Below are 26042 nucleotides of genomic sequence, written 5' to 3' on the forward strand. Positions count from 1 at the left end.
CCACCGGCCGCCCACCCGGACCAGCACCCACCAAGCAAAAAACCCGAACCTACAAAACGTAGGCTCGGGCTATTCCGATGTCCTGAGACATCACACAGGGTGCCCCCGGTAGGAATCGAACCTACGACACACGGTTTAGGAAACCGTTGCTCTATCCCCTGAGCTACGAGGGCCTGCGGCCCATATCGTACCTACCAGGGCGTTCTCAGGAGTGCCGGGGCATCCCGCGGCGTCCCCACGGGTGTCATCAGAGCCGCCGCTGCCGGTTCCGCCGCTGGTACGGGCCCTCGGCGCGTGACTTCCAACAGGAAGCGTGATGGTGGCCGAGCGTGCGACAGCATCGACGGGGAGCCGCGCATGGTGCGCCCCCCATCGGCTCAGGACCTCGGCAACGGAACGCACCCAAGCCCAGTGGCGGTGGAGTGCTAACCCAGACTCAGGTCGTGCTCCTCAAGCGCGCTCTGGATGATCTCGAGCGCTTTCGGGCCCATGCCATGTAGCTTGGCCAGCTCAGTGCGCGGCACCCCGACAAGTTCACTCAGAGCCGTGTAACCAGCGTTGTTCAAAGCCCGCGTCGCCGGCGCACCGATCTTCGGCAGAGTGCCGAGGGAAGAGTCCATGCTGCTCATGATGTCGGGTCCGGTCCACAACGACACCGCCATCCCGCATCGCACCGCGGTCTGCCCCAGCCACGCCCGACGTACTAGTTGCCGCCTGCAAGCGACATGCACACGGACATCCGAGCGTGCCAGCTGCGTCTTCCCGGTGGCGCCCCGGCCGACTTTGCTGCAGGCCGGAACGCCCCGGGTCCTTGCCGCGTCAGCTACCGGACTGTCAGCTCGGCAGCGTCACCTGTTGCGGCGACGGGCGCTGGGTCGTGGTCCCGTCTCCCAGCTGCGCGTTCGCATTGTTGCCCCAGCACCACAAGCTTCCATCCGTACGGAAACCGCAGTTGTGATACCCCACCGCAGCATCGTTCGTCCAGGTCGTGGCGGTGCCGATGCGGACCGGGGCGTACCTGTGGGTCGTCGTGCCGTCGGCCAGCTGGCCGGTCGTGTTGTTGCCCCAGCACCACAGGCTGCCGTCGGTGCGTACCCCGCAGGCCGTGTCGAAGCCGGCGTGGACGCCGGTCCAGGAGGTGGCGTCGCCGACCCGGACCGGCGCGGGCTGCTGGCCGCCGGTGACGCCGAGCTGGCCGTAGCCGTTCTCACCCCAACACCACAGAGTTCCATCGGTACGGGACGCGCACGAGTACGCGTACCCGGCAGCCACACTGGCCCAGGTGGTCGCAGTGCCGACCTGCGCCGGGGCCGCGCGGTAGGTCAACGGGGTGCCGACGCCGAGCTGGCCGAACATGTCGTCGCCCCAGCACCAGAGGGTGCCGTCCGTACGGGTCGCGCAGGTGTGCGCGTAGCCGGCGGCGACGTTGGCCCACGTGGTCGCCGTACCGATCTGCACCGGGGTGCGCGCGTCGGCGGGGTCGCCGGTGCCCAGCTGCCCGAAACGGTTGTAGCCCCAGCACCACAGCGTTCCATCCGTACGGATCCCGCAGGTGTGAGTGTCACCGGCGCTGACGCCGGCCCAGTTCGTTGCCGTGCCGACCTGGACCGGAGCGGTGCGGCTGGTGGTGCTGCCGTCGCCGAGCTGCCCCCGGTTGTTGCTACCCCAACACCACAACGATCCTTCGGTACGGACAGCGCACGTGTAACTGGTGCCGCCGTCGATAGCGGTCCACGTGGCGCTGCCCACCCGTACCGGAGTGGTGCGGTTCGTCGTCGTGCCGTCACCGAGCTGACCGCTGTAGTTGCCACCCCAGCAGGACAATGCACCTGCACTGCTGATGGCGCAGGTGTGGGAGTACCCGGAACCCACGCCGGGCGCCGTGGAGGCAGCGGCCGCGGCGGCAGGCGCGGCGAACAGAGCTGCTACAAGTCCGGCCACCGTCAGCACGACGGTTCTCGCTCTTCGACCTGCGAACACGTGGGAACTCCTTGTCTCACCAGCACTGCTGTCCGATGCGGCGGAGCGGCATTGCCCCACGAGAGCCCGGCCGGCACGCCGGGACCCACCAGCAGACTATGGGAGCGCTCCCACACATTCAAGAAGGTCATTACTTCCGAGACTTCCGCTCATCACGCCGTGGTCACGCAGTCGGCGCGTCCCGCCATGGCAAGGGCCGGGAAATGCGACGCCACCACCATCGATCCGCGACAGGCACATCGTGGGTCGCGGCTGCGAGCGCCTTCCCGCCGTCGTCCTCCGTAGCGGCGGCGAACCGACTGTCCACCTCGGCGACAGCCCGCTCGACCGTGTCCTTGACGGGCTGAGCCAATGCCTCCACAACATCAGCGAGATCGTCCCGTGTCGTCAGGTCCTCCCGGTAGAACTCCGCGGGATACCAGCCGTCCGGAGGCCACCCCTCGACAAGCCGGGCAACCATGGCTTCCCAGGCACCGAGCAAATTCGAGACATCGCCGGCTACGTGTTCGCGAAGCCGGTCGGTGATCGGCGTCGGCATTCGGTAGCTGTGGATGACCTCCGGCAGAGGAGCCACGGGAAGCCCCGGGAGCTCCACCAGCGGATGCTCCACAGCGTCAATGCGATACACCGCAGCATCGTCGCTGTCTTCCTCATAGATCCGCGCGCGAGTTCTTTGACCGTCCGGCCCCACCAACCAGTACGCGCTGGGCGGCAACGGCACCGATTCGTAGGCGACGACCGTACGCAGTCGATTCGCCAACCAGGCCGCGGCGTCCGATTCCACCGGCGGGGTCGGCAGTGTATTGCTCAAGTAGATGTCGAGGTGCCAATGCAGATCGCCGGTGAGCGGCGTGACAGTGCAGCTGACCGGCGCGTCCCAATTGCGGTCGTCGTCGCCCTCGTCCCCGACGTCTACGGAATCGGGCGTGAGCGACAACAGGTCGGCGAGGGCCGCGGCGAGCCGATCCCGGTCGAGCTCGCCGAAGATCAGAAGACCGTAGTTCACGGCTGGTACGTCCCGTCGTAGATCGCCATGAGGTCGGCCATCGCTCGCGGATCGCCCCGACCGACGTCGAGCCGCGTCGCCGGACGGCTGCGCGGGACGCCTTACCAGGTACGTGCCCAGTCGGGCGGAGGGACTACCCGCAGCTCCGGCTCGCCGCTGATGGGCTCCATGGCGTACAGGACGGTGAGTTCGTCGCTGTCCGGATCGGTGAACACCCGCCCGTAGCTGCCGTCCGCGGCGACAAGGAACCAGTAGTCAGGGGCCTGACTACCCTCGTCCACGAGCGCCCGGGTGCGGGCGACCCGGCAAACTGCCTGCGCGAGCTCGAGCTCGGTCGCTTCGGTCAGCTCGTGCAGCCGCTCGCCGCCGCTCAGCTCGTGAGAGAAGGTTCCTCCGGCCGGGGTGATCAGGGCTACGGGGTCTGGGCCCGGATATGCGTTGAGCCTCTCGTAGGGCCCGACATACACGAGGTTCGTAGGCAGGTTGTAGACCGTGTGCAGTGCCTGCCGCAGGTCCTCCGCTGAGGCCCTGCCGTCGAAATAGATGCCGTACGTCATGGTTCACCCTCGTAGCTCTTGTGGTGCTTGAAGACCTCGAATGCCGCACGCCAGTCTGCGTCACTGATGCTCGGGTCACGGGCCAACGCACCTCTAGCCGCACCGACATCGCCGCCGGAACCGATGAGCTGCTTGAGAACCTTGTACTGGGACCGCGACAGGTTCACAAACCCGGGGCCCGACGCCGGGATGACGGTCCCGCCCGGCTCGACCAGGTACTGCCTGCCATTGATCTCATAGCGATTGCTGTCGGTTATCCACTTCCCTCCGCCCGCCGAGATGTCCGCCAGATCGGCGCCCACGTCCGTGCCCGGCAGCACGATCGTGTTCTTCTCCTTGGCGGGGTTGCTGGGCCGAATGCTGTTCAGATTGTGGCGACTGTTCGGCGGCTTCAACGGGGTCTTCGCTGCCGGTCCCCGCACCGGCGAAACGCCCGGTGCGGCCGAGCTTCCAGAGGTGGTTCCGCCGGCGCCGGGCCGACCGGATCGAGCAGATTCGGCAACCTGCGCATGTGCCGCAGAGACGCTGCGCGGATCTCCGGCGCCACCGGCGGCATTGCGCCGCCCCGGCGGATCACCTCCCCCGCCGTCGCCGCCCTTCGCCGACTGACCGGGAGAGGAATCCCCGTGGCGCGGGGTGCGAGGCTTCGCCATGCGCCCACCTGCCGTCCGTGGCCCTCGTTATGCGACGACCATCGTATCGACCGGGGCCATACAGGGATATCGTCGCCCAGAGCGGCCCTCGCCACCCAACTCAAACGCCGGCGCGGCCTGAACGGACCGGGCGGCCGTTGACCGTCAGGCGGAACTTCGACCCGCGTACGCCCACCGGCACCGGCTCCAGCGCGATCCGCGGCCCGAACTTCGTCAAAGTGATGAGCAGTCCCCATTACCATGCGGCGGGCGGCGACTGAGGACAGAGGAGCGTGGAGGCAGCCATGACCGCTTCGATCGGCATTTGGGCCCACGGTGACCGAACCGGTGACGTCGTGCTGTACCGATGGGAAGCCGACGAGCAAACCGGCTTCGTGGCTTTCGAGGTTCCCGCCCTCAAGTTCCGTCCGGCGGACGACAGCGGCCGGCCGATCGGCGACCTGGTCATCGATATCGCCGCGGACGAGTCAGCGGGAACCGCGGACGGTGTGGACCAACGGTTGTTCAGCCGAGCCGCTGTCGCGATCATGCGCGCATACCGGCGAGCAGGAGCGGCCCCGGCTACAGCACATGCCTACTACCACTAGCGTCCGACGCCTATTCGTAGACGGTCTCCAGACCTCGACGGACATGAACGAGTCGGTTCAGGAAGGCGCGCGTTTCGGCGTCCGACGCGTAGACGATGGTGCCGCGCATGCCCCGGGTCATCAGGACCTTGTAGGTGTTGCGGATGAGCCGGTCGGCTTCCGCATCGCTGACCGCCTTGCGGCTGCGGAAGTTCGGGTCCTTGAATTCATCGCGGTTCGTGACGAGCCGGCCGTTTCGCGCGACGAGGTCGGGGCCGATGATGACGCCGGACCATTCGTACTCGAAGCCCTGTGCCGTGTAGACGCAGCCGACCTGTCCGAAGCCGTTCGGATCAGTCGCCCAGAAAGGGCTGCCGGGCGCGTCCCCGACGCTCCGGTCGCTCTTGACGTTCCAGGGGCGCGACCAGGTGCCGAGATTGACATCATGGACCAGCGTGCCGTCCGGCCGGGGATCGCTCCACGGCCAGCAGTAGCCCGCCGTCATCCGGGCGGTCTCGCCGGCCGCCTGTCTGGCGGCCAGAAACCGTTCCAGGTCTTCCGGCGTTTCTGCGACACGCAGGTCGAAGCGGCCGTCGCCCTCCCAGACGACGGCGGAACGACCATTCAGACCCAGGAGATGAAGAACCCATTTCTCGTACGCCTCACTACCGCCACAACGGAACTGATCGTGCAGCGACACGAGGTCCACTTCGATGTCGAGCCGCTTCGCGTGCTCGGTGATGATGTCGACGTTGCCGAGTTCCCCGGGCTTGACCACCTGGTGTTCGTCGAGCAGGAAGACCGGCACGCGGGCCGCGGCGAAGAGCTCCTCGAGTTGCGAACGCGCACCCTGTCGCTGAGCCGTCCGCGTGAACCGGTTGACCGAGGTTTCCCGGATCCGGTGCGCTTCGTCGCAGATGAGCACGTCGATACCGTTGCGCTCCGCGGTCATGAAGGAGTTGAAGTACAGGAACATGTTCTTCAGACGGGTGGAGCCCTTGCCCGCGTACCGGCGCAGCGTCTGGGTGAAGGACTTGGATCCGGTGGCGTGCAGCGCGGAACGCCCTTGCCGGGCAAGCTCGCCCAACAGGCTCAGCGCGATGACGCTCTTGCCACTGCCCGGGCCGCCGGAGACCACCACGACACTCTTGTGGTCTGCCGCGCGGGCGCGTTCGACGGCATGCAGGACCAGTTCGTACGCGACCCGCTGCTCGTCGAGCAGTGTGAAATGCGAGCGTTCCTTGAGTTCCCGGGCCGCGTACGAGAGGAGGTGCCGGCTCGGGCGTACCGTGCTGTTCATGAAACGGTCCGCGGCCGCGGCGCCCGGCGTCCCGGCATCCAGGGAAGCGCGGAGGTAGGCGAGAAAATCGCCGCGACGCTGCTTCGTGAAGATCCGGCTCCGCTCGGTGGCCGGCCGCTCGAGCAGTTCGGCGATGTCGCGGTCGACGGCATTGTGCAGGTACGCGGCGCCTGTGACCGTGTTGCGATGATCGGCCAGCAGACCGAGGAAGTCGATGAGGTATCGGCAGTAATCGCCGACCTGGATGCCGGGGTGCAGGCGTGGCCCGGCGACGTGCTCCACGTCCACGAGCGTGTCGGAGTCCTCGTAGCGGGTGGCGTACGACCACTGCTTCATCTCGAGGACGACGAAGGAATCCCGGCCCGTCCTCGGATGGGTGCCGGCCAGGATCGCATCGATACGCCGGCTCGTCAGGGGCAGCTGGTATTCGACGAGCACTTCGACACCGGACAGGCCCGCGTCGGCCAGGTCCTGCGCCAGGACGGACAGGCTGCGGGACCATGAGTGACGTTCGGCGGGGCTTACACCGTGCCCGCTCATGCGTACCTGCTCGGCGATCCGGTCAGCCAGAGTGCCTTGGGTTGCCAGACGAAGCAGACCGGCCGCGGACAGGCGGAACGCCGACATGGATCATTGCCCCCGGGCAGCACGAATCGATCGTGCGGATGGGAGGCATATCCAGGTACGGGAAGCCTGTCGGACCGCTTACGGACAACGCCGACTGTAGCGACATGGTCATCGTCTGGCTACGCGCCGGGTGGGTGATGCCCCTTGATCTTCACAGCCGAATTGCGGGCCGCCTCGACGGTGTATCGGCGGCCGGAATCCTCCAGCTTGTCCAGTGCCGCCTCGACGAGGTCGATACCGAGGACGTCGGCGAGGCGGGTCAGATAGATGGTCACGTCGCCGATCTCGGCGCGTACCCGAGGTCCTATCTCCTCATCCGCCATGACGGCGGCCGACTGTTCGGGAGTGAGCCACTGCAGTTCCGCAAGGAGCTCGCCGACCTCGCCGGCCAATGCCATCGCCAGGTTCTTCGGGGTGTGGAACTGCTCCCACTCGCGTTCCTGAGCGAAGGTTCGGACTCGTTCGGTCAGCTCGGTGATCGACGACAAGGGTTTCCCACCTCGCGACGGTGACGGACTCTGCCGGCCAATGCTAGGGGCCGGTCGCGGTGAAGCCGCGGGACGAGCGAGTCCCCGGGCTAAAGTTCCACCTTGACTTAAGTGTCGTCGGAAGTCAGGCTCCTCTCATGTCGGCACCCGTCGATCATTAAGGAGCTCCCGTGAGGCGATCCCTGACCGCGGCCCTGGCAGCCGCGTCGACGGCCGCGGCGGCCGTCCTGGGCTTACCCGTATCCGCCGCTGCGACGCACCGCGGCACGCCGGTCAGCGGCACCTACTCCACCGGCGCCGCCGCGGCCTGGCAGCCGCTTCCCACCGTCCGTTACGGCACCGAGGACGGCGCCGCCGCCGACGCCACCGTCGTCGCGGATCCGAGTCAGTTGCGTCAGCGGTACGCCGGCATCGGCTTCTCGCTCGACGAGACCAGCGTCTCGAACCTGTGGAAGCTCACGCCGGCCAAGCGCGAGGAGGTCGTACGCCTGCTCGTCGACCCGCGGCGTGGCGCGGGGTTCGACCGGTTCCGGCTGACCATCGGCAGCCCCGACCTCATCGAGCATCTGCCGTTCTGGTCGTACGACGAGCTGCCCGCGGGGGTGACCCAGGACTTCGGGCTCAAGTACTTCTCCATCAAGCGCGACATCGACCTGCACATCGTCGACACCGTCAAGCTGATCCAGCGCTACAACCCGCGCGCGACGTTCTTCGCCTCCGCGTGGAGCGCGCCGGCGTGGATGAAGACCAACAACCGCTTCACCGGCGAGGTGGCGTTGCTGCCCGGCAGCACGAGCGCGTACTACCAGGTCGGTAAGCTGCGGGACGACTGCATCGACGTGTTCGCGCGGTACTACGTGAAGTATCTGCAGGCGTACGCGCGGCAGGGTGTCCACATCGACGCGCTGACCCTGCTGAACGAGCCGGGGATGGACGTGGTCTACCCGGCCATGGACATCAGCGTCGCCCAGCAGCAGAAGCTCGCCGTGGCGATCAAGCGCGAGCTGGCCGCGGCGCGGTTGCGGACCGGCCTGTACGTGCACGACTTCAACTTCTGGGACTGGCGCGACCCGAACAGCACCGCGACGAAGAACTACTACCGGATCTTCGACGACCCGAAAGCGCTGAAGGCCGCCGACGGCATCGCTTTCCACCCGTACTGGGGTGACCCCACGGTCATGCGGGACGCGTACGAGCAGTACGGCAAGCCCGTCCACATGACCGAGACGAGCGACCTGAACCCCGCGACCATCCTCAGCTACTTCCGGCTCGACGCGAGCTCGTACGTGATGTGGGCGCAGACCACCGACCAGGACGGCGGCACGCTGCACTGGACGGACAAGCGTGACAACAACGTCGACTGGGACGAGATCGGCCGCACCACCAAGTGGCCGAACCGGCTGGTCAAGGTGAACACCACCACGCGCGACTTCACCGTCCGGGACGAGCTTTACGCGATGGGCCAGTTCGCGCGATATCTCACCCCTGATCACGTACGCGTGGAGTCGAGCGCGACCGGCAACGGCATCAGCAACGTCGTCTACCGCGACCACGACGACTACGTGGCCATCCTGGGCAACGGCAACACCAGGGATTCGACGGTACGGGTGGAGCTCGCCGGCAAGTCGTTCGTGGCGAAGGTGCCGGCCGGCTCGTACGCCACGTACCGCTGGACGGCGCACGTGCCGCCGAAGCGCAACCACGCACCCGTCCTGCGCGACGTCCCGGCCGTGACCGCGGACCAGTACGGCACCGCCCGCGTGCAGCTCACGGCGACCGACCGCGACCGGGACCGGCTCGCCTACTACGCGGTGGACCTGCCCGAGGGGGTCACGGTCGACGCACGTACGGGCCTGGTCACGATCAGCCCGACCGCCCCGGGTACGCAGGACCTCACGTTCTTCGTCACCGACGGGCGCGCCCGCGACGAGGTGACCGTGCACGTGACCGTGGTGCCGCACGGCGCCCCGATCGGCGCGAAGGTGGAGGCCGAGGCGTACACGGCGCAGCACGGCTGGACCGACGGCGGCCCGAACTTCATCGAGAGCAACGCGTCGGCCAGCGGCGGCAAGAACGTCGGTTGGACGGCCCCGGGCAACTGGCTGTCGTACCGGGTGGATGTGGCGCAGGCCGGCACGTACGACCTGGAGTTGCGCGTCGCGAACGGCACCGGCGCGGTGGCCGCGGACGCGGTGTCCTTCCGCGACGCGCAGGGTGCCGTGCTGGCGAAGCTCTCGGTCCCGGACACCGGCGGCTGGGGCACGTACCAGTCGGTGCACGCCACGGTCGACCTGGCCGCGGGCGACCAGGTGGTGACCGTCTTCTGCGAGACCGGCGGCTTCAACCTGGACTACCTGCGCCTCACCGCCTGACTCGAAACGGCTCGGGGGGCCGGGCCCCCCGAGCCGTCGTGGCGGCTAGGCGCAGGTGACGCAGGTTCCGCCCGGGCCGTCGGTGACGACGATCGCGGCGGGAGGTTGCGGCGGGTTGCCGGGAGTGCCGGAACCGCCGAGGAACGCGCCGACGGCGATCGTCAGCGCGGCGAGGACGGCGAGGACGACAGCGAACAGTTTCCAGGACATCAGGACTCCGGGTCGCTACGGATTTCGGGCTGGGACGACAGGGACGGTGGCGCGGCGACGCGCAGGGCGCCGAGCGCCAGCCCCAGTTGGAACCTGTTCTCCACGCCGAGACGGTCCATCAACGTACGCATGATCCCGGTGACCGACCGGGCGCTGATCCGCAGGCATTGCGCCGCGGTCTGGTCGGTGTGCCCGGCCGCGAGCAGCGTGATCAGGCTGTGCTCGCGGCCGGAGAGCTCGATCGGCGCCACCGTGTGCCGGCGCGAGACCGCGGCGGCCCGCCAGTGCCGGTCGAAGAGCGCGATCAGGGCCTGGACGACCGGCGGCCGGGTGACCTCGAGGTAGCCCCGCTCCAGATCCTGCGGATCCACGGGCAGCAGCGCGGTCCGGCGGTCGATCAGCATGAGCCTCAGCGGCACCTCGGCGGCTTCCCGCCGCTGGAAGGACGTCCCGTTGACGAGGTGGCCGCTCACGTCGAGCGTGTCGCCGTCGGCCGGCGGCATGCCGAGGAAGCGCATCTGCACGCCGCGCTCGTGCAGCGCGGTGTCCATCGGCGCGGCGGTCCGGGCGGACACGGCGTCGACCACCTGCTCGTTGCTCATCGACAGGAACTCGCCGATCGGCGGGGCGATGAGCTCGCCGATGCGGCGCCGGGCATGCTCCCGCGTCGGGAGGTAGATCATGTCCTCGGCGAACGCGCCCGGCACGGCGGGGACGATGCCCATCGGCAGGGCCGGTGCGAGCCCGGACGCGCGCAGGGACCTGACGACCCCGTGGTGCCGGGTGGCTTTCGCGTGCCGGTCGACGAGCCGTAGCCGGCGTGAGCGGAGCATGGACACCACGGCGTCCGGCCGCCGGGCCGTCCAGATGCGGGTCGCCGTGCGGATGTCGTCGGTGGAGACCGCGGCGCCGCACTCGAGCAGCTCAGCGAGCGCGTCGGCGGTCCGCCGGCCGGCGAGACCCAGCTCGGCGGCGAGCGCACGCTGGGTGCGGGGACCGAAGGTCACGAGGGTACGGAAGACAAGGTCCGCGTCGCTGGAAAGGCCCCAGCGGACCAGGGATGGCACGGCGGCGCCGATGGGAATCGGTGAGCTCGTCACTCCATCGATTGTCATCGAACGGGTCAACCGTCGCTTCCCACAGACGGCCCCGGAACGTTGGCCTTGCGGAGGAAGCCCAGCGCGAGTCCGAGCTGAAAGCGGTTGTCCACGCCGAGCCGATCCATGAGGCCGCGCAGGATGTTCGTCACGGACCGCGCGCTGATGCCGAGCTGCTCGGCCGCAGAGACGTCAGTGTGCCCCTGCGCCAGCAGGGCCACCAATTCACGCTCGCGGTCGGACAGGGTGATCTTCGGCAAGACAGCTGCTCCGTTCCGGGCGGTCGGTCACGTCGCGCATGGAACCACAGCGTTCGCGCGACGGTCCAGGGCAAGGCGGATTCGTCCGATCCCGTTGCGCAAAACCGCAACCCCACGCTTGCGGGATCCCGCAAATGTGCCGGGTGACAAGCGTCCTCCGTTGACCCGTCGGCGCGCGATCAGCAAGGTGACAGACACGGGGACCAACAGGTCCCGTACGCCGCCGCCACGGTGTACGGGACCGCCGGCGCGCAGATCCCGCGCGACCGGCACGGCCGGGCCGCGGGCCGGCTCCGACGTTCAGACGGGGGACGTCGGAACCGGCCCACCGGACCGATTTCGCCAAAGCTGCCCGTGATCATGGTTGTTCGGGGCGTAATAGTGGCGATGAAGACGTTTCCCGCCTTTCTCGCTGCCCTGGTTGTTTCGCTCAGCCCCGGCGTGCCGGTGGTGGCAGGTCCCGCCGCGGCGGCCGCGCGCTCGGCGGTCCCGGCCTCCCCCGCATCGACGGCACCGCCGTACCACGTCGTGCGGCCCGGCCAGACGATCAAGCAGATCGCCGCCGCGTACCGCATCCGGCCCGGTCAGCTACGCGCCTGGAACGGCATCGTGAAACCCAACCAGCCCAGCCCCGACGGCGTGCTCAACGTGGCCAAGCCGGCCGCCCCGCTCACCGGCTGGCGCTCGCGCATCGAGGCGGTCACCCCCGCCGCGGTCAACTGGAACCCGGCCGCGAAGTGCCCGGCACCCCCGGCCGACCTGCGCAAGGTGTGGGTCACGTACATCGACTTCTACGGCGTCGCCCACCCGGGCAGCATCGTCGTCCACAAGAACATCGCCGTCCGCACCCAGCGCGCGTTCCTGGCCCTCTACCGCATGCGCTTCCGCCTGCAGGGCATGAGCCCCATGTCGGTGAACGCGCCGTGGATCACCGACATGGGCACGGTCACGGCCGGCTACTCCTGCCGTACGGTGGCCGGCAGCAGGACGCTGTCCCAGCACGCGTACGGCCTCGCGATCGACGTCAACCCGGTGCAGAACCCGATGATCCGCGGCACGTACCTCGACCCGGGCAACGGCCGCGACTTCCTGGCCCGGGCGCCGTACCGGCGGGGCATGATGCACGCGGCGGGAGCCGTACGGGCGTTCACCGGCAACGGTTTCCACTGGGGCGGACGCTGGACCAGCCTCAAGGACTACATGCACTTCAGCATCACGAACAAGTGACGCGCTGACCCGGCCGCAATCGGGTTGTCCGGCGGCGCTGTGCGGGCGACCATGGCTGGCATGGTGGGTGGCCGGCGGTGAGATCACCGTTGCAGGGCGGCCTGCCGCCGACGGGTGCCGTGTCCGGCGCCGTCGTGGAGATCGCCTGTGACGAGTCCGGGTTCTCCGGCACCAACCTGCTGCGGTCCGCCACGCCGGTGATCACTCACGCGAGCGTCGATCTCACCGCAGCCGAGGCCGCCGCGCTGATCGGCGAGCTGCGATCAGGATTCCGCTTCTCGCCGCACGAGCTCAAGTCCGGTCAGTTCCTGCGCAGCGCGCGGGCCGGTGAAGCGCTCGAGTGGTTCCTGGCGACGCTCGCCGGGCGCGCGTACGTCCACCTTGTCGACAAGGAGTTCTTCCTCGCCACCCGGATCGTCGACCTGCTGCTGGCCGAGCCGTCGTACGCGGCCGGCACCCGCCTGGCCGAGCAGCACCGCCCGGCCGCTCTCGCTCTGTACCGGGCACGGCACGTGGCCGGCGAGGAATGGGACGCCTTCCTCGGGGCCTTCATCGACCTGGTCCGGACCAAGCGGCCGCTTCCGATCCGTCCGGGCGTGGACGCGTTCTTCCGGGCCGGGGAGGCGCTGGCCCGCGCCGCCGCCGGCACGCCGGCCGTAGCCGCGCTCGACGGGCTTGCCCGAGCACAGGTGGAGGCCGTGGTGGCGAGGGTGCACGCCGACGACCGGTCGATCCCGCCCCCGCTGGAGCCCATGCTGCCCGCGCTGGCCGAGACCGTGCTGACCTGGAGCGGCGGGCAGCGGCAGGTGCTGGTCGTCCACGACGAGCAGAGCGCCCTCACGGCCGACCGGCTCACCCGGCTGGGTGGGGTGCTGGCCCGCGGCGGTCCGGCGGGGAGGTCACCCCTGGCCGGGCTGGTGATGGTGGACTCCCGCGACGATCACCGGGTCCAGGTCGCCGACCTCCTCGCCGGGGTGGCCCGGCGATCATCGGGACCCCCGGCCGGCGCCCTGCTCGCGCCGCTGCTGACCGCGACCTCGCTGCGCGACCGGGACGGGCTCAGGGGCGCGGACGCAGGAGCGCGACCAGGAAGTCCGCGCCCTCGGTGAACGGGCGCAGGTCCCACGTCGAGAGCAGGAGGTCGGGTTCCAGCCCGGCGGTCGCCGCGTCGGTGAGGAAGTCGGCGAAGTCGTAGCCGCGGCCGGCGCCGAAGCCGATCGTCAGGCGGGCGCCGTCGGCGAGGTGGGCGCGCAGCCGGCGCAGGATCTCGACCCGGGTGTCCGGGGCGACGAAGGTCATCACGTTGCCCGCGCAGATGATGACGTCGAAGCGGTCCGGCAGGTCCAGCTCGGCGAGGTCGCCCTGGAGCCAGCGGGGGCCGGGGTGGTCCTGCTGGGCCGCCGCGATGAGGTGCGGGTCCAGGTCGACGCCGGTGACGTCGTGGCCGGCGGCGGCGAGGTGGGCGCCGACCCGGCCGGTGCCGCAGCCCGCGTCGAGGATCCGGGCGCCGCGCGGCACCATGGTGTCGACCAGGCGGGCCTCGCCGGCCAGGTCGGCGCCCTCGCGGGCCAGGTTCCGGAACCGTTCGACGTACCACGCCGAGTGGCCGGGGTTCTGCGCGATCTTCTGCAGCCAGAGGTTGTCCACGTCCGCAACGGTGCCAGACGCGGCGAGGCCCGGCCCCACCAGGGACCGGGCCTCCACCCTGCGGGGGTCACCAGGTGCGGTAGTCGTCCTGGGTCTGCGCGTTGAACAGGTCCGTACGGGCCCGGCGCGCCAGGTTGGTGCGAAGGTCCTTCAGCTCCAGCACGTCGACACCCTTGGCGATGTCGTTCGAGTAGATGAAGCCGTTGTACCAGTACGCCGACCAGGACCCGCCGAGCACGAACTGGGTGGCCGAGATCGGGCCCCGCTCCCAGTACGCGAGCTCCTTCGGGTTCCGCGAGTCGGTGAAGTCCCAGACCGACACGCCACCCTGGTACCAGGCCTGCACCATGATGTCGCGGCCCGGCACCGGGATCAGCGAGCCGTTGTGCGCGACGCAGTTCTCGGTGTCGGTGTTGGTCCGCGGGATCTTGAAGTAGCTCCGGAACTCCAGCTTGCGGTTCTTGCCCCGGCCGACGATGTCGTAGATCGCGTCGGCGCCGCGGTTCGGGCCGATCTGCGGGTTGCAGGTCGCCATGCCGCCGCCGCCCAGCTCGTCGGTGAAGACGACCTTGGTGGCCCGGTTGTTGAACGTGGCGGAGTGCCAGAAGGCGAAGTTCTCGGTGTCGCGCACCGTGGTGATCACCGTCGGGGCGGACCGGACGGAGATGTCGAAGAGCACGCCGTCGCCCATGCAGGCGCCCGCGGCGATGTCCTTCTCCGGGTACGCCGTGATGTCGTGGCAGCCGGTCGTGGGGGACTTGCCCTCGCCGCCCTCGTACCCGCCGTCGGGGAAGAGGACCGGCGTGGCGACGACCGCGGCGGACGCCGGAGCGGACAGCGGCACCCGCACGATGGAGATCTTGTCGTGCGGCAGCGCGCAGTTCGGCTGGTCGGCCGCGGCCAGGTTGTACGACGACACGTAGATGTAGACGGAGTTGTCGCCCGCCTTGCCCGGCACCAGCGTCTGGGTGTGCGAGCCGCAGTCAGTCTTGATCGACTTGACGTACCGCGGGGTCAGCGGGTCGCTGATGTCGAAGATCTTGATGCCCTCCCAGCGGTCGCCGGGCGCGGCGTTCGTCGACGCGGCGTTGTCGCACGAGTCGTTCGTACGCTGCGAGTCGGTGCCGAGGAAGAGCAGGTTCCCGCTGATCGACACGTCGTTCTGCGAGCCCGGGCAGACCACCTGCGCGGCGACGGCCGGCGCCTTCGGGTTGCTGATGTCGTAGACGGTGAAACCGTTGTAGTTGCCTCCGAACGCGTACGTGCCCTTGAAAGCCCAGTCGGTGTTGGTGGAGGACGCGAACGGTCCCGTCTTCGGCAGGTACGCGACCTGGTTGAGGTTCGGCGTGCTCGCGACCTCGTCGACGCCGGGCGGGGTGCCCGGGTCAGCCGGGGCCTGCGCCGCACCGCTGGACGGCGCGGCCAGCAGGCCGGCGACGACGGTCGCGACGCTCAGACAGGCCAGGCGCTTGAGCTGCCGCCCTCGTGGGGCAGAGTGCTTCATGAAGCTCCTTCCGGCTCTCCGCACACCGAGGGGCAGTTGTTGTCACGGTCGGTGCGCATTCATCATCGTCGTTACAGTAGTGGCCGGACGCTGGACCGCGGAAGGTCGTTACGGGCAGGGAAAGGAAGCGATGAGTCGCCAAAGGACAGTCGCGCTGGCGGCAGCCGCCGTGGCGGTGCTGGGGGCGGGCGGCGCGGCGCTCGCGGCCCGTTCCGGCGACGACCGCTCGGCGGCGGCGCCGCGGGCCGTCGTCAGCTCGGGGCCGCCGCAGCGGGTCATCCTGCCGGGACGTCCGGGCGACCCGGCGACGGTGACCGACTCCGACAAGGTCCGCGCGCCGGACGGGTCCACGTACAACTCCGTCGACGTCACGTTCGTGCAGATGATGGTCGTGCACCACGAGCAGGCCGTCGCGATGGCCGGGCTCGCCCCCGAGCGGGCCGCCGACACCCGGCTGCGGGCCCTCGCGCAGCGCATCGGCGCGGCGCAGACCCCGGAGATCGCCTGGATGCGGGCGTGGCTGCGGGACCGCAGGCAGCCCGCGAGCGATCCCGCGCACGACCACGCGACGATGCCCGGCATGCAGAGCGACGCCGGCCTGACGGCGCTGGCCGGCCTCCGGGGCGCCGACTTCGACCGCAGGTTTGTCGCGATGATGACAGCCCATCACCGCGGGGCGATCACGATGGCCGGTGACGTGCTGGCCGGTGGCACCGACCAGCAGCTCTACGAATTCGCCAACGAGATGGCCGTCGAGCAGGGCAGCGAGATCCGCCGCATGCAGCAGCTCGGGATCACCTGATCCGGTCGAACCGCTATTGCATCGATCACGATCCGCCTTCGGGGAGATGCGCAAGGCTGACGTTCCTGGATAGGTTGTCCCGTGTGGATGTGAGGGGTGTGCTGCGGCGTACGCGGCTGTCGCTCGTCGCCTCCCTGTTCCTCACCGCGCTGCTCGGCGGCCCCGTCGCCGCCGCCCCGGTCGCGGAGCCGCTCGCGGCGCCCGCCCCGGCGACGATCGTCACCCCGGTCGCCGTCACCCCGTCGGCCGATCTCGTGGCCGCCGGCCCGGTTCATCACCGTCCGGCCACCACGCCCGCCCCGGGCACGGCGGTCGATCTGCCCCTCGCGGCCCCGGTTCTCGCCGCGCTCGCCGTACGTCCCCGCACCACCCGCCTGACCAGCCAGGTCCGCGCCGCCGTCGCCGGCCCGCGGGCGCCACCCGCCACCGCCTGACGGCACCCGGCAGGGCCCCCGTCCGCGCAAACGCGATCGGGGTTGGTCGATTACTGGCGCTCTTCGGTGGAAAAGGAACGGACATGGAATTCGCTCTCGAGTTTCTGGTGGGCAACAGCGGCCGCGTGGTCGTGATCTGGCTCGCCCTCATCGTGCTGGCCGTCGTCGCGCTGGGGGGCCTGGCGCTGCCGAGCGGCGTCCGGCGCCCGCGGCAGATCACCGCGTGGCTGGCCGAGTCAGCCGCGCAGAAGCGCGCGGCCGCCGAGCGCAGGGCCGCCGAGGTCCAGGAGCTGATCCGGTACGCGGACGAGATCGCCGTGGCCGCGCGGGGTGCCGCCGCGACCGCCGAGCGCCACCGCGAGGAATGCCAGCAGGCCCAGGCGGCCGTCGAGCGGGCATGGCAGGCGTGGCAGGACGCCGACGCCGCCCTCGAGCGGGCCCGCCGCGCCGCCGCGTACGCGGTGCCCGTCACCGAGCCGGCCCCGGCGGACGACACCGACCGGGTGCAGGCGCTGCGGCGGGCGGCTCAGGCCGCGTACCGGCGCGGTGACCTCTCCGACGGTCAGCTGCTGGACGCGCTGACCCACCGAAACGGATGGGACCCGACGCTGCACCCGGTGGAGCAGGAGCTCGTGCTCGCCCGGGCGGCCGTGAGCCACCGCTTCGCCGCGTACCAGAAGGCCTTGGACGCCGAGGACACCGCCTGGCAGGCGGCCGACGTCGCGACCGCCGCGGTCCGGACCCTGCGGCAGGAGGCGACCGCCGCGATGGTCGTGGCCGACACGGCACGGCAGGCGCTGCCCGAGGCGGCGCGCGCGATCCTGGACCGGGCCGGTCACGAGACCATCGTGGTCAGCGCCCCCGCCCACGCCGGCTTCTCCGGCCTGGGCATCGGCGCAGCCGACGGTGACGTCACCCAGCCGGTCATGGCGTCGGCCGAGACCACGCAGGCGGTCGTCACGCAGCCGGTGACGCTGCGGCCGGAGACGACCCAGGCGGTCGCGACCCAGGAGGTACGGCCGGCCCGCGCCGCCCGGCGGGAGCTTCCCGCCTGGACGCAGCCGACCGCCGGACGTCCGCAGATAGCGGGGGTGCGCTGACGCCCATGCGGATCGCCCTGGTCACCTCGCACGGCTTCCCCCAGCCGCAGTGGCACGACGCCGACACGCCGCTGGTGGCCCGGGAGCTGACCGCCCGCGGCGCGACGGCCGACGTGGTGACCTGGGACGGCGGCCGCCGCATCGAGTGGGCCGGGTACGACGCCGTCGTGCTGCAGTCGCCGTGGAGCATGTGGACCCGGCTGCCCCAGTTCGACGAGTGGCTGTGGTCGCGGGAGCTCGACGGCACCCGCCTGCTCAACCCCATCGACACGGTCGCGCTGGGCTCCAACAAGCGCTACCTGCTGCACCTCGGCTCGGCGGGGATCCCCATCGTGCCGACCACGCTCGTCGACGGCGACCCCGACCCGCAGCTGCTGCGCGACCTCTTCCCGCCGCCGGAGGCCCCGCGCCCCACCGTCGTGGCGAAACCCATCGCCGGCGGCGGCACGCTCGGCACCCGCGAGTTCCGGGTGGACCAGCTGGGGGCCCTCGCCACGTACCTGCGGGAGCTCGGCACCTCGATCGTCCAGCCGTACATGTCGGCGATCGACACCCACCGCGAGCTGGCCGTGCTGACGCTCGACGGCGCGATCTCGCACGCGGTGACCAAGGCGGCGATCCTGCGGCCGGGCGAGCCGGTCCGGGCGTTCCACCCGGACCCCCGGCCGTTCCCGGGCTTCACCGCCCAGCAGGAACGGGTGGTCCGGCAGACGTACGCGGAGTTGCGCCGGCTGCTCACCAACGAGCCGCTGTCGGTGCGCCTCGACTTCATCGTCGATCCGGCGTCGCCCTCGGGGTTGCTGCTGCTCGAGGTCGAGATGGTCGCCCCGGTGAAGTTCTTCCCGCTCTTCCCGCGGCAGTGCGGCCACTACGCCGAGGCGATCCTCGCCCGCGCCGCCATCTGACCGGGTCGCGCGTCAGAGAGTCACCCAGCTGCCGGACCGTACGGAGGCAGCCATCGCATCGAGGGCGACGGCGCTGTGCACGGCGTCGTCGAGGGTGGGGCCGTACGCCTTGCCCTCCGCGATCGAGCGCAGGAAGTGCCACGCCTCGATCACCTTGAGGTCGTCGTACCCCATTGCGGTGCCCGCGCCGGGCTGGAACGCCGCGTACCCGCCCGCGCCCGGTCCCACATGGACCGTCCGCGTCGGCTGGTCCTGGTAGTCGCCTCCCGCGCTGAGCTTCAGTTCTCCCATGCGCCGGAAGTCCCATCCGACCGCGCCGCGGGTGCCGTGCACCTCGAAGCCGTACGCGTTCTGGTCGCCCACCGCCACCCGGCTGGCCTCGAGCACGACCCGGGCGCCGGAGGCCATCCGCAGCTGCGCCGACACGTAGTCCTCGTTCTCGACCGTTCCCCGCTCGCCACCCGTAGCCCTCATGTGACCGGCGGTCGCACCGGACGGCCGGGCCCGCTCCGGCACGAAGATCGCGGTGTCGGCGACCAGCGAGCCGATGTCGCCGAGCAGGTGCCGGACCAGGTCCACGCCGTGCGACGCCAGGTCGCCGAGGACCCCGCTGCCACCGCGGGCGCGCTCGAAGCGCCAGCTCAGCGCGCCGTCGGGATGGGCCGCGTAGTCGCTGAACAGGCGGAACCTCGCGTGGGTGACCGCGCCGATCTCCCCCGCGGAGATGAGCTCGCGGGCCGCGGCCACCGCGGGGGCGTGGCGGTAGTTGAAGCCGACCGTGGCCTGCATCCCGGACTCCTGCGCGGCCTGCGCCACGGCCCGGGCGTCCTCGGCGGTGAGACCGACCGGCTTCTCGATCCAGAGGTGCTTGCCGGCCCGGGTCAGCGCGACGCCCATCTCGCGGTGCAGGAAGTTCGGCGCGGTGACGCTGACCGCGTGCACGTCCGGGTCGGCGAGCAGGTCACGCCAGTCGCGGGTGGCGGTGGCGAAGCCGTACTGGTCGGCGGCTTCCTCGGCGCGGCCCGGCACCTCGTCGGCGGCGGCGATCAGCTCCGGGCGTACCGGAAGGTCCGGGAAGTGGTGCAGCACCCGCAGGTAGGCCCGGGTGTGCACCCGGCCCATCCACCCGAAACCGGCGACGGCGACCCCCAGCGTTTGCCTCATCGCCGCAGCGTAAGAGCGCGAAAGGCAGGCGGCCAAGGCCGCCTGCCCCTCAAAAAGACCTCACCACGTGGTCGGTGGTGGCGGTGGGACGACCGGCGGACGGTCGTTGCACGTGATCACATTCGGAAGGTACGGCGCCAGCCATCCACCTTCATTTCCCCCGAGATCCGTCAGGGCGAATTCCGAGCCGGCCGGGGTGAAGTGGAAGGAACCGCAGTTGTTGACCCCGACCGCGCCGACATTGCGAGCGTCGACGTTCTCGAAAGACGCGGAGCCGGCGGCGCGGGCGCTGACCACCGAGGTCCCCGTGCCGTCGACCCTGATGTCCTTGAAGGACACCCCGTCGATCCGGACCTGGTCCTTCACGGGCCAGTCGCTGACCAGCATGATCGCGTTGTACGTGCTGTCCAGGTAGTGGTCGCCGGTCACCCGGATGCCGGCGTCGATGCTGCGGTCGAGCGCGTAGAACCAGATCGCCCCGAGCCCGATGTTCCAGTTCAGCTCGTACGTTCCCGCCCGTACGACGGAATTGTTCGTGATCGACAGCGTGCCGGTGAACGGCTCGGCGCCGAACCGCGAGCCGGCGTGCAGGCCGCTGCCCTCGCGGACCGGGTCCGCGATCAGGTTGCCGGAGACCGTGTTGCCCTCGCCGCCGTAGATCGCGATGCCGTTGGCGAGCGAGGGGCTCTGCACGGTGTTGTGGTCGAAGGTGTTGCGCGCGTCGGTCGTCTTCTCGGACCACATCGCGAGGCCGTCGTCTCCGGTGTTGCGGATGACGTTGTCCCGCACGACCGAGTTCGTGACGCCGGTGTGGAAGTTGAGCCCGTCGGCGATCTGGTCGACGATGACGTTGCCGGTGACCCGGAGGTTGGTCATCGGCCCGTCGAACCACATGCCGACCTTGGTGTGCCGGATGTGCAGCCCTTCGACGGTCGAGTCGCTCAGCGCGCCGCCGATGCCGTTGACCTGGTCGGTGTCGATGCGTTCGCGGACGTCACCCTCGATGGCGAAGCCGCGCAGGTGCACGTTGCGGCTGCCGCCCTCGGCGGCCGGCTTGCCGTAGAACCCGACGCCGGTGTGCACGGAGCCGTCGGGCGCGGGCTCGCCGAGCGCGACCTCGCGGCCCTTGACCTTCGTGTACCAGCTGCCGGCCCCGACGATCGTCACGTCGTCGACGACGATGTGCCGGTTGACCTGGTACGTGCCGGGCGGCAGATAGACCTTGAGCCGGGCCTTGCGCGCGAAGGCGATCGCCCGGTCGATGGCGCCGGCCGAGTCGCGGCGGCCGGTCGGGTCGGCGCCGAAGAGCAGCACGTTGGCGGCCACGGCTTCGACGTGCGGAGCACCGACCAGTTCGGAGTCGAGCAGGTCGACGACCGTCCACGGCGCCGCGGCGGAGGCGGTCAGCCGTACCCGCTCACCGGCCCGGTGGGTGCGGCCGAGCAGAAGCCGCTGCTCGTCGTAGAAGTGCATCGGCCGGAACGGCTTGGTGATGACCGGCGCCGGTGTGGTGGCCGACGGGACGCAGGCGCACTCGGTGATCCACCAGTCGGGGTGGAGCAGGCCGGCGTCCGGGTCGTTCGTGAACGGGTACTGGTTGTAGAGGTACGCGTACTGCGACGTCAGCGTCATCGTGCGCCGGTCCCGGCCGGCGGTGACCGCGAGCGGCGCGGTGATTCCACCGCCGCCGGGGGCGTCCGGGAGCGCGTACCGGACGGTGATCGCGTTCGCCGCCGCGGGCAGCGTGAACTCGACGTACTGGCCGGGGAGGAGCCGGACCGCGCGCCGGCCGGACGCCTCGGCGGGCAGGGTGTAGGCGCTGCGGTCCGGGCCGATCACCGTTCCGGTGACATGCGCGTTCTCCGCTTCCTGCTCCAGGAAGCCGACGCGCGCGCCCCGTCCGGCGGTGAGGGCGGGATCCAGGCCGGCGCGGGTGACGGGTACGGCGGTCGCGGCCTGGGCGGGACCGCCGGGGACCAGAGCCGGCGCCAGCCCGGTCAGGGCCGCGACGGCGACGGCGGCCCACCTCGTGCTCAGAGACATGACGAGACTGTAGGTCTACTGTGAGGAAACACACAAGACTCTGTCTCGTAATTTCATCTTGCTGCTTCCTTCTTTCACAGTACGACGACCAGCTTCCCCGCCGCCCGGTTCGCCTCCATGTCGGCGTGCGCCTGCGCGATCTGCTCGAGCCGGTAGGTGCGGTCCAGCGGCACGACGGCCTCGCCCTTGGCCACCGCGTCGAGGAACTCCTGCAGGACCTCGGCCGGCAGGTCGTCCGCGTCGCCGCCGTACGCGGTCAGCCGCACCCCGCGCGGCAGATAGCCGATGGGATAGAAGTCCTTGACGATCCGCTCGTTGGACAGGATCCCGGAGAAGCACACGACCCCGTGCCGGCGTACGGCGCGCAGCGTGTCGGGCAGGGCCGGAACCCCGACGAGCTCCAGCGCGTTGTCCACACCGTCCGGAACAATGGCGCGCACCCGAGCCGCCACCTCGCCGTCGTCGACGATCACGTGGTCGACGCCGATCCGCTCGAGCGCCGGCGCCTTGGCCGGATTCCGCGTGGTGGACAGGACCGTGATGCCCTGACGCTTGGCGAGCACGGCAGCGGTCATGCCGACCGACGACGTGCCGCCGCGGATGAGCAGCGTCTGGCCCGGCTGCACGCCCAGCCCGTCGGTCAGCGACCCGTACGCGGTCTGCAGCGTCTCGGGCACCGCCCCCAGCACGGCCCAGTCGAGCTCGCTGCGGAACGGGATCACCTGCCCGGCGGGTACGCACGTGAACTGCGCGTACCCGCCGTCGAAGGTGCGGCCCATCCCGCCCATCATGGCCATGACCTGCCGCCCCGGCTCGAACTCGCCGCCCGGCGCGGCCTCCACCACGCCGGTCGCCTCGATGCCCGGCACCCGCGGGAAGGTGACACCCTCCGCGAGGCCCAGCCGGGTGTGCAGCTCGGACCGGTTGAGCCCGAACGCCTTCACCCGGATCAGCACCTCGCCGGCCCTCGGCACCGGGACGGGCAGGGTCCGCACCCGCAACGCCTCGGGCGGGCCGGGCGCGTCGAGCACAACAGCTTCCATGTAATTAGCTTCCATGGAATCTAGATTACTCGAAGAACTTGAGGCCCCAGCCGGTGTTCGTGGTGGCGCCCGGCACATTCGCGCGGCTGTACGTGACGTTGCCCCACCACGCGAACGTGCCCGTGTACCAGAAGCGGTTCTCCCACGCGTACGGCGTGCCCTTGGGAACAGCGTGGAACATCAGCGGGAACCGCGGGCCGGCCGGCGGGCTGGTGTTGATGTCACCGTTGAGTAGGACGAACGTGTGATGGCCGGGACCGTTGACGTACAGGGTCGGGTCCCAGCCGGCCATCATCGTGGCGCGGTTCGAGCCGAACAGGCAGCCGTTGGACTTGTACCAATCCCACACGTACGTGGGGTCGCCGCCGGCGCGCAGCCGCAGATCGGCGAGGCAGTACTGATCGCTCCAGCTGCCGTTCGCGGAGTAGACGACGTGCAGCTGCCCGTTCGGGTCTCTGATCGCCTCCGGCCCCTCGTTGATGTACGGGTTCCCGACGACGCGCTCCCAGCTCTCACGGGGCTGCGAGATGATGAACCGGCCGCCCGTGGTGCTGGTCGGGCTGCTCATCCGGGCGAGGTAGAGGTTCTGCTCGACGTTGGTGTCACCCGCCCAGCCGGACCAGACGAAGAAGCGCTGCCCGTTGAAGACGAACATCGTGCCGTCGACAGCCCACTTGTCGTCCGGCAGGGCCATCCGGGTCTCGCCGGTGTAGCCGCTGCCGGGGATCGCGGAGCTGATCACGTACATGCGGTGAGCGGAGCCCCGGCCGGCCGAGAAGTAGATGTAGTACCGGCCGCCGTCGAGGTGGATCTCCGGCGCCCACACCTCGCCGAGGTTGCGGGTGTCGGACCACACCTGCCGCGCGGCGGCCGACCCCAAGCCGTCCGGGGAGGAGGCCTGCCGGACGGCGATCCCGCCGTTCATCGACTGGACCGAGATGTACGTGCCACCGACACGCAGCACGCTGGGGTCCGCGGCGCGGATGCTCTGAGCGGCGTCGACCTGCCGGGCGGCGTCGGCCCGCCGGGCGGCGTCGACCTGCCGGGCGGCGTCGACCTGCCGGGCGGCGTCGACCTGCCGGGCGGTGGAGACGGCCTGGACGAGGGCGAGGGCCGCGGCGAGGCCGAGGGCCGTCATGCTGCGGGGAATCTTCATGGTCACGTCCACGGTGAGCCGCCGGTTTCGGCGCGAACCGGCGGGGACCGGGGGGATGGGCGCCGGGACAGGACAGGCATCGGGCGGACGCGTCGGGGGGCACAGTCCTGACCGCTACGCTTCGCAGCCACGCCGGGGGGTCGACGCTTCGGCGAGAGCGTTCTCTGAGCATCCGGCCTGCAGAGATCGGCTGTCAAGGCGTGGATGTTCATCTATGTCTACGGGTGCTGCCGTGTCGCGGCCTGCCGGTGCCGCTGCGCAAGCGGGACTGATCCCGCGGGCGGCCGCCGGCTGTTGCCTGGGCGCCCTCAGCTGAGCACGTAGCGGCCGCGGCCCAGCCGCTTGGCCTCGTACATCGCGGCGTCGGCGACCCGTAGCAGGCCCTCGTCGGCCCGGGACTCGCGGGTCGCCACGCCGATGCTCGCGCCGACGGTCAGGAATTGGCCCTCGAACGGCACGGGCCAGGCGACATCGGAGATCAGCCGCTCGGCCAGGCGGGCCGCCTCCTCGGCGGTGACGCCGGGGCAGAGCAGGACGAACTCGTCGCCGCCGAGCCGGGCCACGAGATCCTGCTCGCGTACCGCCTGGGACAGCCGGTCCGCGACCGTGCGCAGGACCGCGTCGCCGGCCGCGTGGCCGTACCGGTCGTTGATCTCCTTGAAGCCGTCGAGGTCCAGGTAGAGGACCGCGACGGGGGCGTCCGGCGCGGGCACCGCCCGCGCCAGCCGATCGCCGAGCACGGACCGGTTCGCCAGGCCGGTCAGCGGATCGCACCGAGCCTGGTACGCGAGCTGCGCCTGCGCCCGTTCCTGCTCGCGGACGGCCGTGGCGAACCGGACGATCACCAGCAGGGCGCAGGCCGCCGAGGCGACGACGGCGGTGATCTTGTCGTCGGAGATCAGCGTCAGCAGCGGGGCGGTCATCAGCGCCACGGCCAAAAAGAAGATCCGAGCGGGGTGCAACGTCCCCGCCGCAGCGCCCGGGTTCGTCAGCTCAGTCCGGGCCGGATGCAGCCCCGCGGCGACGACCAGCGCATTCCCGAAGATCATGGCAGCGCCGAGCCGCCCGTAGAGGTCCTCCGGCAGGAAGTACGGCAGGACGTTCCAGCCCACATCCATGGCGAGGAACCACATGGCACCGGCGAGCACGAGCCGCGTCGGCGCCGTACGCCGCCCCGGCGACAAGGCGACGACCAGCGCGCCGCTGAGCAGCACCACGTCCGCGAACGGGTAGAGCAGCGGCACCACCGACTGCGCGACGGTGAACCCGTCGGCGAGCGGCCGCATGACGAACTGCCACACCACCGCACCCGTCGCCACGGTCAGCGTGAGCGCATCGACGACCGCACCGCGCAACCGCCCCGGCGCCCGCCGCCGCGCCATGAGCGCCAAGGAGGAGGCCAGCAGCGGATACCCACCGAGCCAGAATGCGTCCGCGAGGCCGACCTCCGGCGTACCGCCGAAGAAGTGCACCTCGAACAGCTCCCAGGCATCGCCGGCGAACCAGAGCGTCATGCCGACCGCGACCAGGATCCAGGGCAACCGCTCACCCCGGCCGTGCAGCCTGACGGCCGCCCACCAGGCCAACCCACACAAGATCGTGTACGCGACGACATGCAGGATCTCACCGGCCGGCAAGAAGTAGACGCCCGCCTCCACCGCGGCGACAACGGCCATCACCAGCACCAACAGTCGTACGCCAGTCCGGGCCACGCCGTGCCATCGACCCGCGGAAGCCGGACATGAGGTGATGTGGCGCCGCTAACCCCCCAAGCCACCACCACCCGTCCGCATCGCTTTCCCGCCAAGACCGCCGTCGCTCCCGGCCCCGGACGCCGCTGCCACAGACCAAGGTCCCGGCACGTTCCCGGCCGGGAACGTCCGCGGTGAGGAGAGGCACGC

At 70.4% G+C, this 26042-nt stretch carries 25 protein-coding genes and 1 tRNA gene; 8 read left to right on the forward strand and 18 right to left on the reverse strand.

Going from position 1 to position 26042, the window contains the following annotated elements; translation table 11 throughout:
• Positions 1-100 precede the first annotated feature (100 nt).
• The 6 genes from AB0K03_RS39675 to AB0K03_RS39700 form a co-directional block, all read right to left on the reverse strand.
• Positions 101-173: transfer RNA gene (locus AB0K03_RS39675), tRNA-Arg, on the reverse strand.
• Positions 174-425: 252 nt separating this feature from the next.
• Positions 426-620: a helix-hairpin-helix domain-containing protein gene (locus AB0K03_RS39680; protein ID WP_364696854.1), complete on the reverse strand. Its 195-nt coding sequence runs from the start codon at positions 618-620 to the stop codon at positions 426-428.
• 214 nt (positions 621-834) lie between these two features.
• On the reverse strand, positions 835-1920 hold the full coding sequence (locus tag AB0K03_RS39685) for a hypothetical protein (RefSeq protein ID WP_364696945.1): 1086 nt from the start codon (positions 1918-1920) through the stop codon (positions 835-837).
• 223 nt (positions 1921-2143) lie between these two features.
• A complete protein-coding gene (locus AB0K03_RS39690; RefSeq protein ID WP_364696856.1) occupies positions 2144-2986 on the reverse strand; it encodes a hypothetical protein in 843 nt (280 codons plus the stop codon).
• A 101-nt stretch (positions 2987-3087) separates the two neighbouring features.
• The gene (locus AB0K03_RS39695; protein WP_364696859.1) at positions 3088-3543 is read right to left on the reverse strand and encodes a hypothetical protein; all 456 of its coding nucleotides are present in this window, start codon (positions 3541-3543) and stop codon (positions 3088-3090) included.
• Entirely contained in the window at positions 3540-4196 is a 657-nt protein-coding gene (locus AB0K03_RS39700; protein ID WP_364696862.1) for a hypothetical protein, read from the reverse strand. The genes AB0K03_RS39695 and AB0K03_RS39700 overlap by 4 nt, the downstream gene beginning before the upstream one ends.
• A gap of 284 nt (positions 4197-4480) precedes the next feature.
• On the opposite strand from AB0K03_RS39700, the gene AB0K03_RS39705 reads away from it, so the two are divergent.
• The gene (locus tag AB0K03_RS39705) at positions 4481-4783 is read left to right on the forward strand and encodes a hypothetical protein (RefSeq protein ID WP_364696865.1); all 303 of its coding nucleotides are present in this window, start codon (positions 4481-4483) and stop codon (positions 4781-4783) included.
• A gap of 10 nt (positions 4784-4793) precedes the next feature.
• Here the strand turns inward: AB0K03_RS39705 and AB0K03_RS39710 are convergent, their stop codons facing one another.
• On the reverse strand, positions 4794-6689 hold the full coding sequence (locus AB0K03_RS39710; RefSeq protein WP_364696868.1) for a DUF2075 domain-containing protein: 1896 nt from the start codon (positions 6687-6689) through the stop codon (positions 4794-4796).
• A 119-nt stretch (positions 6690-6808) separates the two neighbouring features.
• Positions 6809-7168, reverse strand: coding sequence for a nucleotide pyrophosphohydrolase (locus AB0K03_RS39715; RefSeq protein ID WP_364696948.1), 360 nt, complete (start codon positions 7166-7168; stop codon positions 6809-6811).
• Positions 7169-7347: 179 nt separating this feature from the next.
• Between AB0K03_RS39715 and AB0K03_RS39720 the strand changes: the two genes are divergently transcribed.
• Complete coding sequence (locus AB0K03_RS39720; protein ID WP_364696871.1) at positions 7348-9549, forward strand: carbohydrate-binding protein; 2202 nt, start codon at positions 7348-7350, stop codon at positions 9547-9549.
• A 45-nt stretch (positions 9550-9594) separates the two neighbouring features.
• Here the strand turns inward: AB0K03_RS39720 and AB0K03_RS39725 are convergent, their stop codons facing one another.
• The 3 genes from AB0K03_RS39725 to AB0K03_RS39735 are packed head-to-tail and all read right to left on the reverse strand — an operon-like array spanning position 9595 to position 11116.
• Entirely contained in the window at positions 9595-9759 is a 165-nt protein-coding gene (locus AB0K03_RS39725) for a hypothetical protein (protein WP_364696874.1), read from the reverse strand.
• Positions 9759-10859 carry a LuxR C-terminal-related transcriptional regulator gene (locus AB0K03_RS39730; RefSeq protein ID WP_364696876.1) on the reverse strand — a complete coding sequence of 367 codons (1101 nt, stop codon included), beginning with the start codon at positions 10857-10859 and terminating at the stop codon, positions 9759-9761. The genes AB0K03_RS39725 and AB0K03_RS39730 overlap by 1 nt, the downstream gene beginning before the upstream one ends.
• A 23-nt stretch (positions 10860-10882) precedes the next feature.
• Positions 10883-11116, reverse strand: a complete 234-nt coding sequence (locus AB0K03_RS39735; protein ID WP_364696878.1) for a helix-turn-helix transcriptional regulator — start codon at positions 11114-11116, stop codon at positions 10883-10885.
• 387 nt (positions 11117-11503) lie between these two features.
• Between AB0K03_RS39735 and AB0K03_RS39740 the strand changes: the two genes are divergently transcribed.
• Positions 11504-12343 carry a M15 family metallopeptidase gene (locus tag AB0K03_RS39740; RefSeq protein WP_364696881.1) on the forward strand — a complete coding sequence of 280 codons (840 nt, stop codon included), beginning with the start codon at positions 11504-11506 and terminating at the stop codon, positions 12341-12343.
• A gap of 77 nt (positions 12344-12420) precedes the next feature.
• The gene (locus AB0K03_RS39745; protein ID WP_364696884.1) at positions 12421-13452 is read left to right on the forward strand and encodes a hypothetical protein; all 1032 of its coding nucleotides are present in this window, start codon (positions 12421-12423) and stop codon (positions 13450-13452) included.
• Here the strand turns inward: AB0K03_RS39745 and AB0K03_RS39750 are convergent.
• A complete protein-coding gene (locus AB0K03_RS39750; RefSeq protein WP_364696886.1) occupies positions 13403-13990 on the reverse strand; it encodes a class I SAM-dependent methyltransferase in 588 nt (195 codons plus the stop codon). The two genes, AB0K03_RS39745 and AB0K03_RS39750, sit on opposite strands and share 50 nt — an antisense overlap.
• 67 nt (positions 13991-14057) lie before the next feature.
• Positions 14058-15494 (reverse strand): hypothetical protein, encoded by a 1437-nt coding sequence (locus AB0K03_RS39755; RefSeq protein WP_364696888.1) that lies wholly within the window; start codon positions 15492-15494, stop codon positions 14058-14060.
• 130 nt (positions 15495-15624) lie between these two features.
• Between AB0K03_RS39755 and AB0K03_RS39760 the strand changes: the two genes are divergently transcribed.
• The 4 genes from AB0K03_RS39760 (at position 15625) to AB0K03_RS39775 (ending at position 18735) form a co-directional block, all read left to right on the forward strand.
• Positions 15625-16296: a DUF305 domain-containing protein gene (locus AB0K03_RS39760; protein ID WP_364696891.1), complete on the forward strand. Its 672-nt coding sequence runs from the start codon at positions 15625-15627 to the stop codon at positions 16294-16296.
• Positions 16297-16379: 83 nt separating this feature from the next.
• A complete protein-coding gene (locus AB0K03_RS39765) occupies positions 16380-16730 on the forward strand; it encodes a hypothetical protein (protein WP_364696894.1) in 351 nt (116 codons plus the stop codon).
• A gap of 83 nt (positions 16731-16813) precedes the next feature.
• Entirely contained in the window at positions 16814-17830 is a 1017-nt protein-coding gene (locus AB0K03_RS39770; RefSeq protein WP_364696897.1) for a hypothetical protein, read from the forward strand.
• A gap of 5 nt (positions 17831-17835) precedes the next feature.
• On the forward strand, positions 17836-18735 hold the full coding sequence (locus AB0K03_RS39775) for a hypothetical protein (RefSeq protein ID WP_364696900.1): 900 nt from the start codon (positions 17836-17838) through the stop codon (positions 18733-18735).
• Positions 18736-18747: 12 nt separating this feature from the next.
• Here AB0K03_RS39775 and AB0K03_RS39780 read toward each other — a convergent pair whose 3' ends face one another.
• From AB0K03_RS39780 to AB0K03_RS39800, 5 genes are all read right to left on the reverse strand, one after another.
• A complete protein-coding gene (locus AB0K03_RS39780; protein ID WP_364696903.1) occupies positions 18748-19899 on the reverse strand; it encodes a Gfo/Idh/MocA family oxidoreductase in 1152 nt (383 codons plus the stop codon).
• Between the two features lie 60 nt (positions 19900-19959).
• Complete coding sequence (locus AB0K03_RS39785) at positions 19960-21942, reverse strand: glycosyl hydrolase family 28-related protein (RefSeq protein WP_364696906.1); 1983 nt, start codon at positions 21940-21942, stop codon at positions 19960-19962.
• A 74-nt stretch (positions 21943-22016) separates the two neighbouring features.
• Complete coding sequence (locus AB0K03_RS39790) at positions 22017-22985, reverse strand: zinc-binding alcohol dehydrogenase family protein (protein WP_364696907.1); 969 nt, start codon at positions 22983-22985, stop codon at positions 22017-22019.
• 25 nt (positions 22986-23010) lie between these two features.
• A complete protein-coding gene (locus tag AB0K03_RS39795) occupies positions 23011-24141 on the reverse strand; it encodes a glycoside hydrolase family 43 protein (RefSeq protein WP_364696910.1) in 1131 nt (376 codons plus the stop codon).
• 308 nt (positions 24142-24449) lie between these two features.
• Entirely contained in the window at positions 24450-25817 is a 1368-nt protein-coding gene (locus tag AB0K03_RS39800; RefSeq protein ID WP_364696913.1) for a GGDEF domain-containing protein, read from the reverse strand.
• Positions 25818-26042 lie beyond the last annotated feature (225 nt).

This window comes from Actinoplanes sp. NPDC049316, assembly GCF_040677315.1.
Taxonomy (GTDB): domain Bacteria; phylum Actinomycetota; class Actinomycetes; order Mycobacteriales; family Micromonosporaceae; genus Actinoplanes.

What these genes read in the sequence shown, in the direction of transcription:
- AB0K03_RS39680 (WP_364696854.1), bottom strand. Translation starts at nt 620, where the DNA reads ATGGACTCTTCCCTCGGCACTCTGCCGAAGATCGGTGCGCCGGCGACG.
- AB0K03_RS39695 (WP_364696859.1), bottom strand. Translation starts at nt 3,543, where the DNA reads ATGACGTACGGCATCTATTTCGACGGCAGGGCCTCAGCGGAGGACCTG.
- AB0K03_RS39700 (WP_364696862.1), bottom strand. Translation starts at nt 4,196, where the DNA reads ATGGCGAAGCCTCGCACCCCGCGCCACGGGGATTCCTCTCCCGGTCAG.
- AB0K03_RS39705 (WP_364696865.1), top strand. Translation starts at nt 4,481, where the DNA reads ATGACCGCTTCGATCGGCATTTGGGCCCACGGTGACCGAACCGGTGAC.
- AB0K03_RS39710 (WP_364696868.1), bottom strand. Translation starts at nt 6,689, where the DNA reads ATGTCGGCGTTCCGCCTGTCCGCGGCCGGTCTGCTTCGTCTGGCAACC.
- AB0K03_RS39725 (WP_364696874.1), bottom strand. Translation starts at nt 9,759, where the DNA reads ATGTCCTGGAAACTGTTCGCTGTCGTCCTCGCCGTCCTCGCCGCGCTG.
- AB0K03_RS39740 (WP_364696881.1), top strand. Translation starts at nt 11,504, where the DNA reads ATGAAGACGTTTCCCGCCTTTCTCGCTGCCCTGGTTGTTTCGCTCAGC.
- AB0K03_RS39755 (WP_364696888.1), bottom strand. Translation starts at nt 15,494, where the DNA reads ATGAAGCACTCTGCCCCACGAGGGCGGCAGCTCAAGCGCCTGGCCTGT.
- AB0K03_RS39760 (WP_364696891.1), top strand. Translation starts at nt 15,625, where the DNA reads ATGAGTCGCCAAAGGACAGTCGCGCTGGCGGCAGCCGCCGTGGCGGTG.
- AB0K03_RS39770 (WP_364696897.1), top strand. Translation starts at nt 16,814, where the DNA reads ATGGAATTCGCTCTCGAGTTTCTGGTGGGCAACAGCGGCCGCGTGGTC.
- AB0K03_RS39775 (WP_364696900.1), top strand. Translation starts at nt 17,836, where the DNA reads ATGCGGATCGCCCTGGTCACCTCGCACGGCTTCCCCCAGCCGCAGTGG.
- AB0K03_RS39780 (WP_364696903.1), bottom strand. Translation starts at nt 19,899, where the DNA reads ATGAGGCAAACGCTGGGGGTCGCCGTCGCCGGTTTCGGGTGGATGGGC.
- AB0K03_RS39785 (WP_364696906.1), bottom strand. Translation starts at nt 21,942, where the DNA reads ATGTCTCTGAGCACGAGGTGGGCCGCCGTCGCCGTCGCGGCCCTGACC.
- AB0K03_RS39790 (WP_364696907.1), bottom strand. Translation starts at nt 22,985, where the DNA reads ATGGAAGCTGTTGTGCTCGACGCGCCCGGCCCGCCCGAGGCGTTGCGG.
- AB0K03_RS39795 (WP_364696910.1), bottom strand. Translation starts at nt 24,141, where the DNA reads ATGAAGATTCCCCGCAGCATGACGGCCCTCGGCCTCGCCGCGGCCCTC.
- AB0K03_RS39800 (WP_364696913.1), bottom strand. Translation starts at nt 25,817, where the DNA reads ATGGCCGTTGTCGCCGCGGTGGAGGCGGGCGTCTACTTCTTGCCGGCC.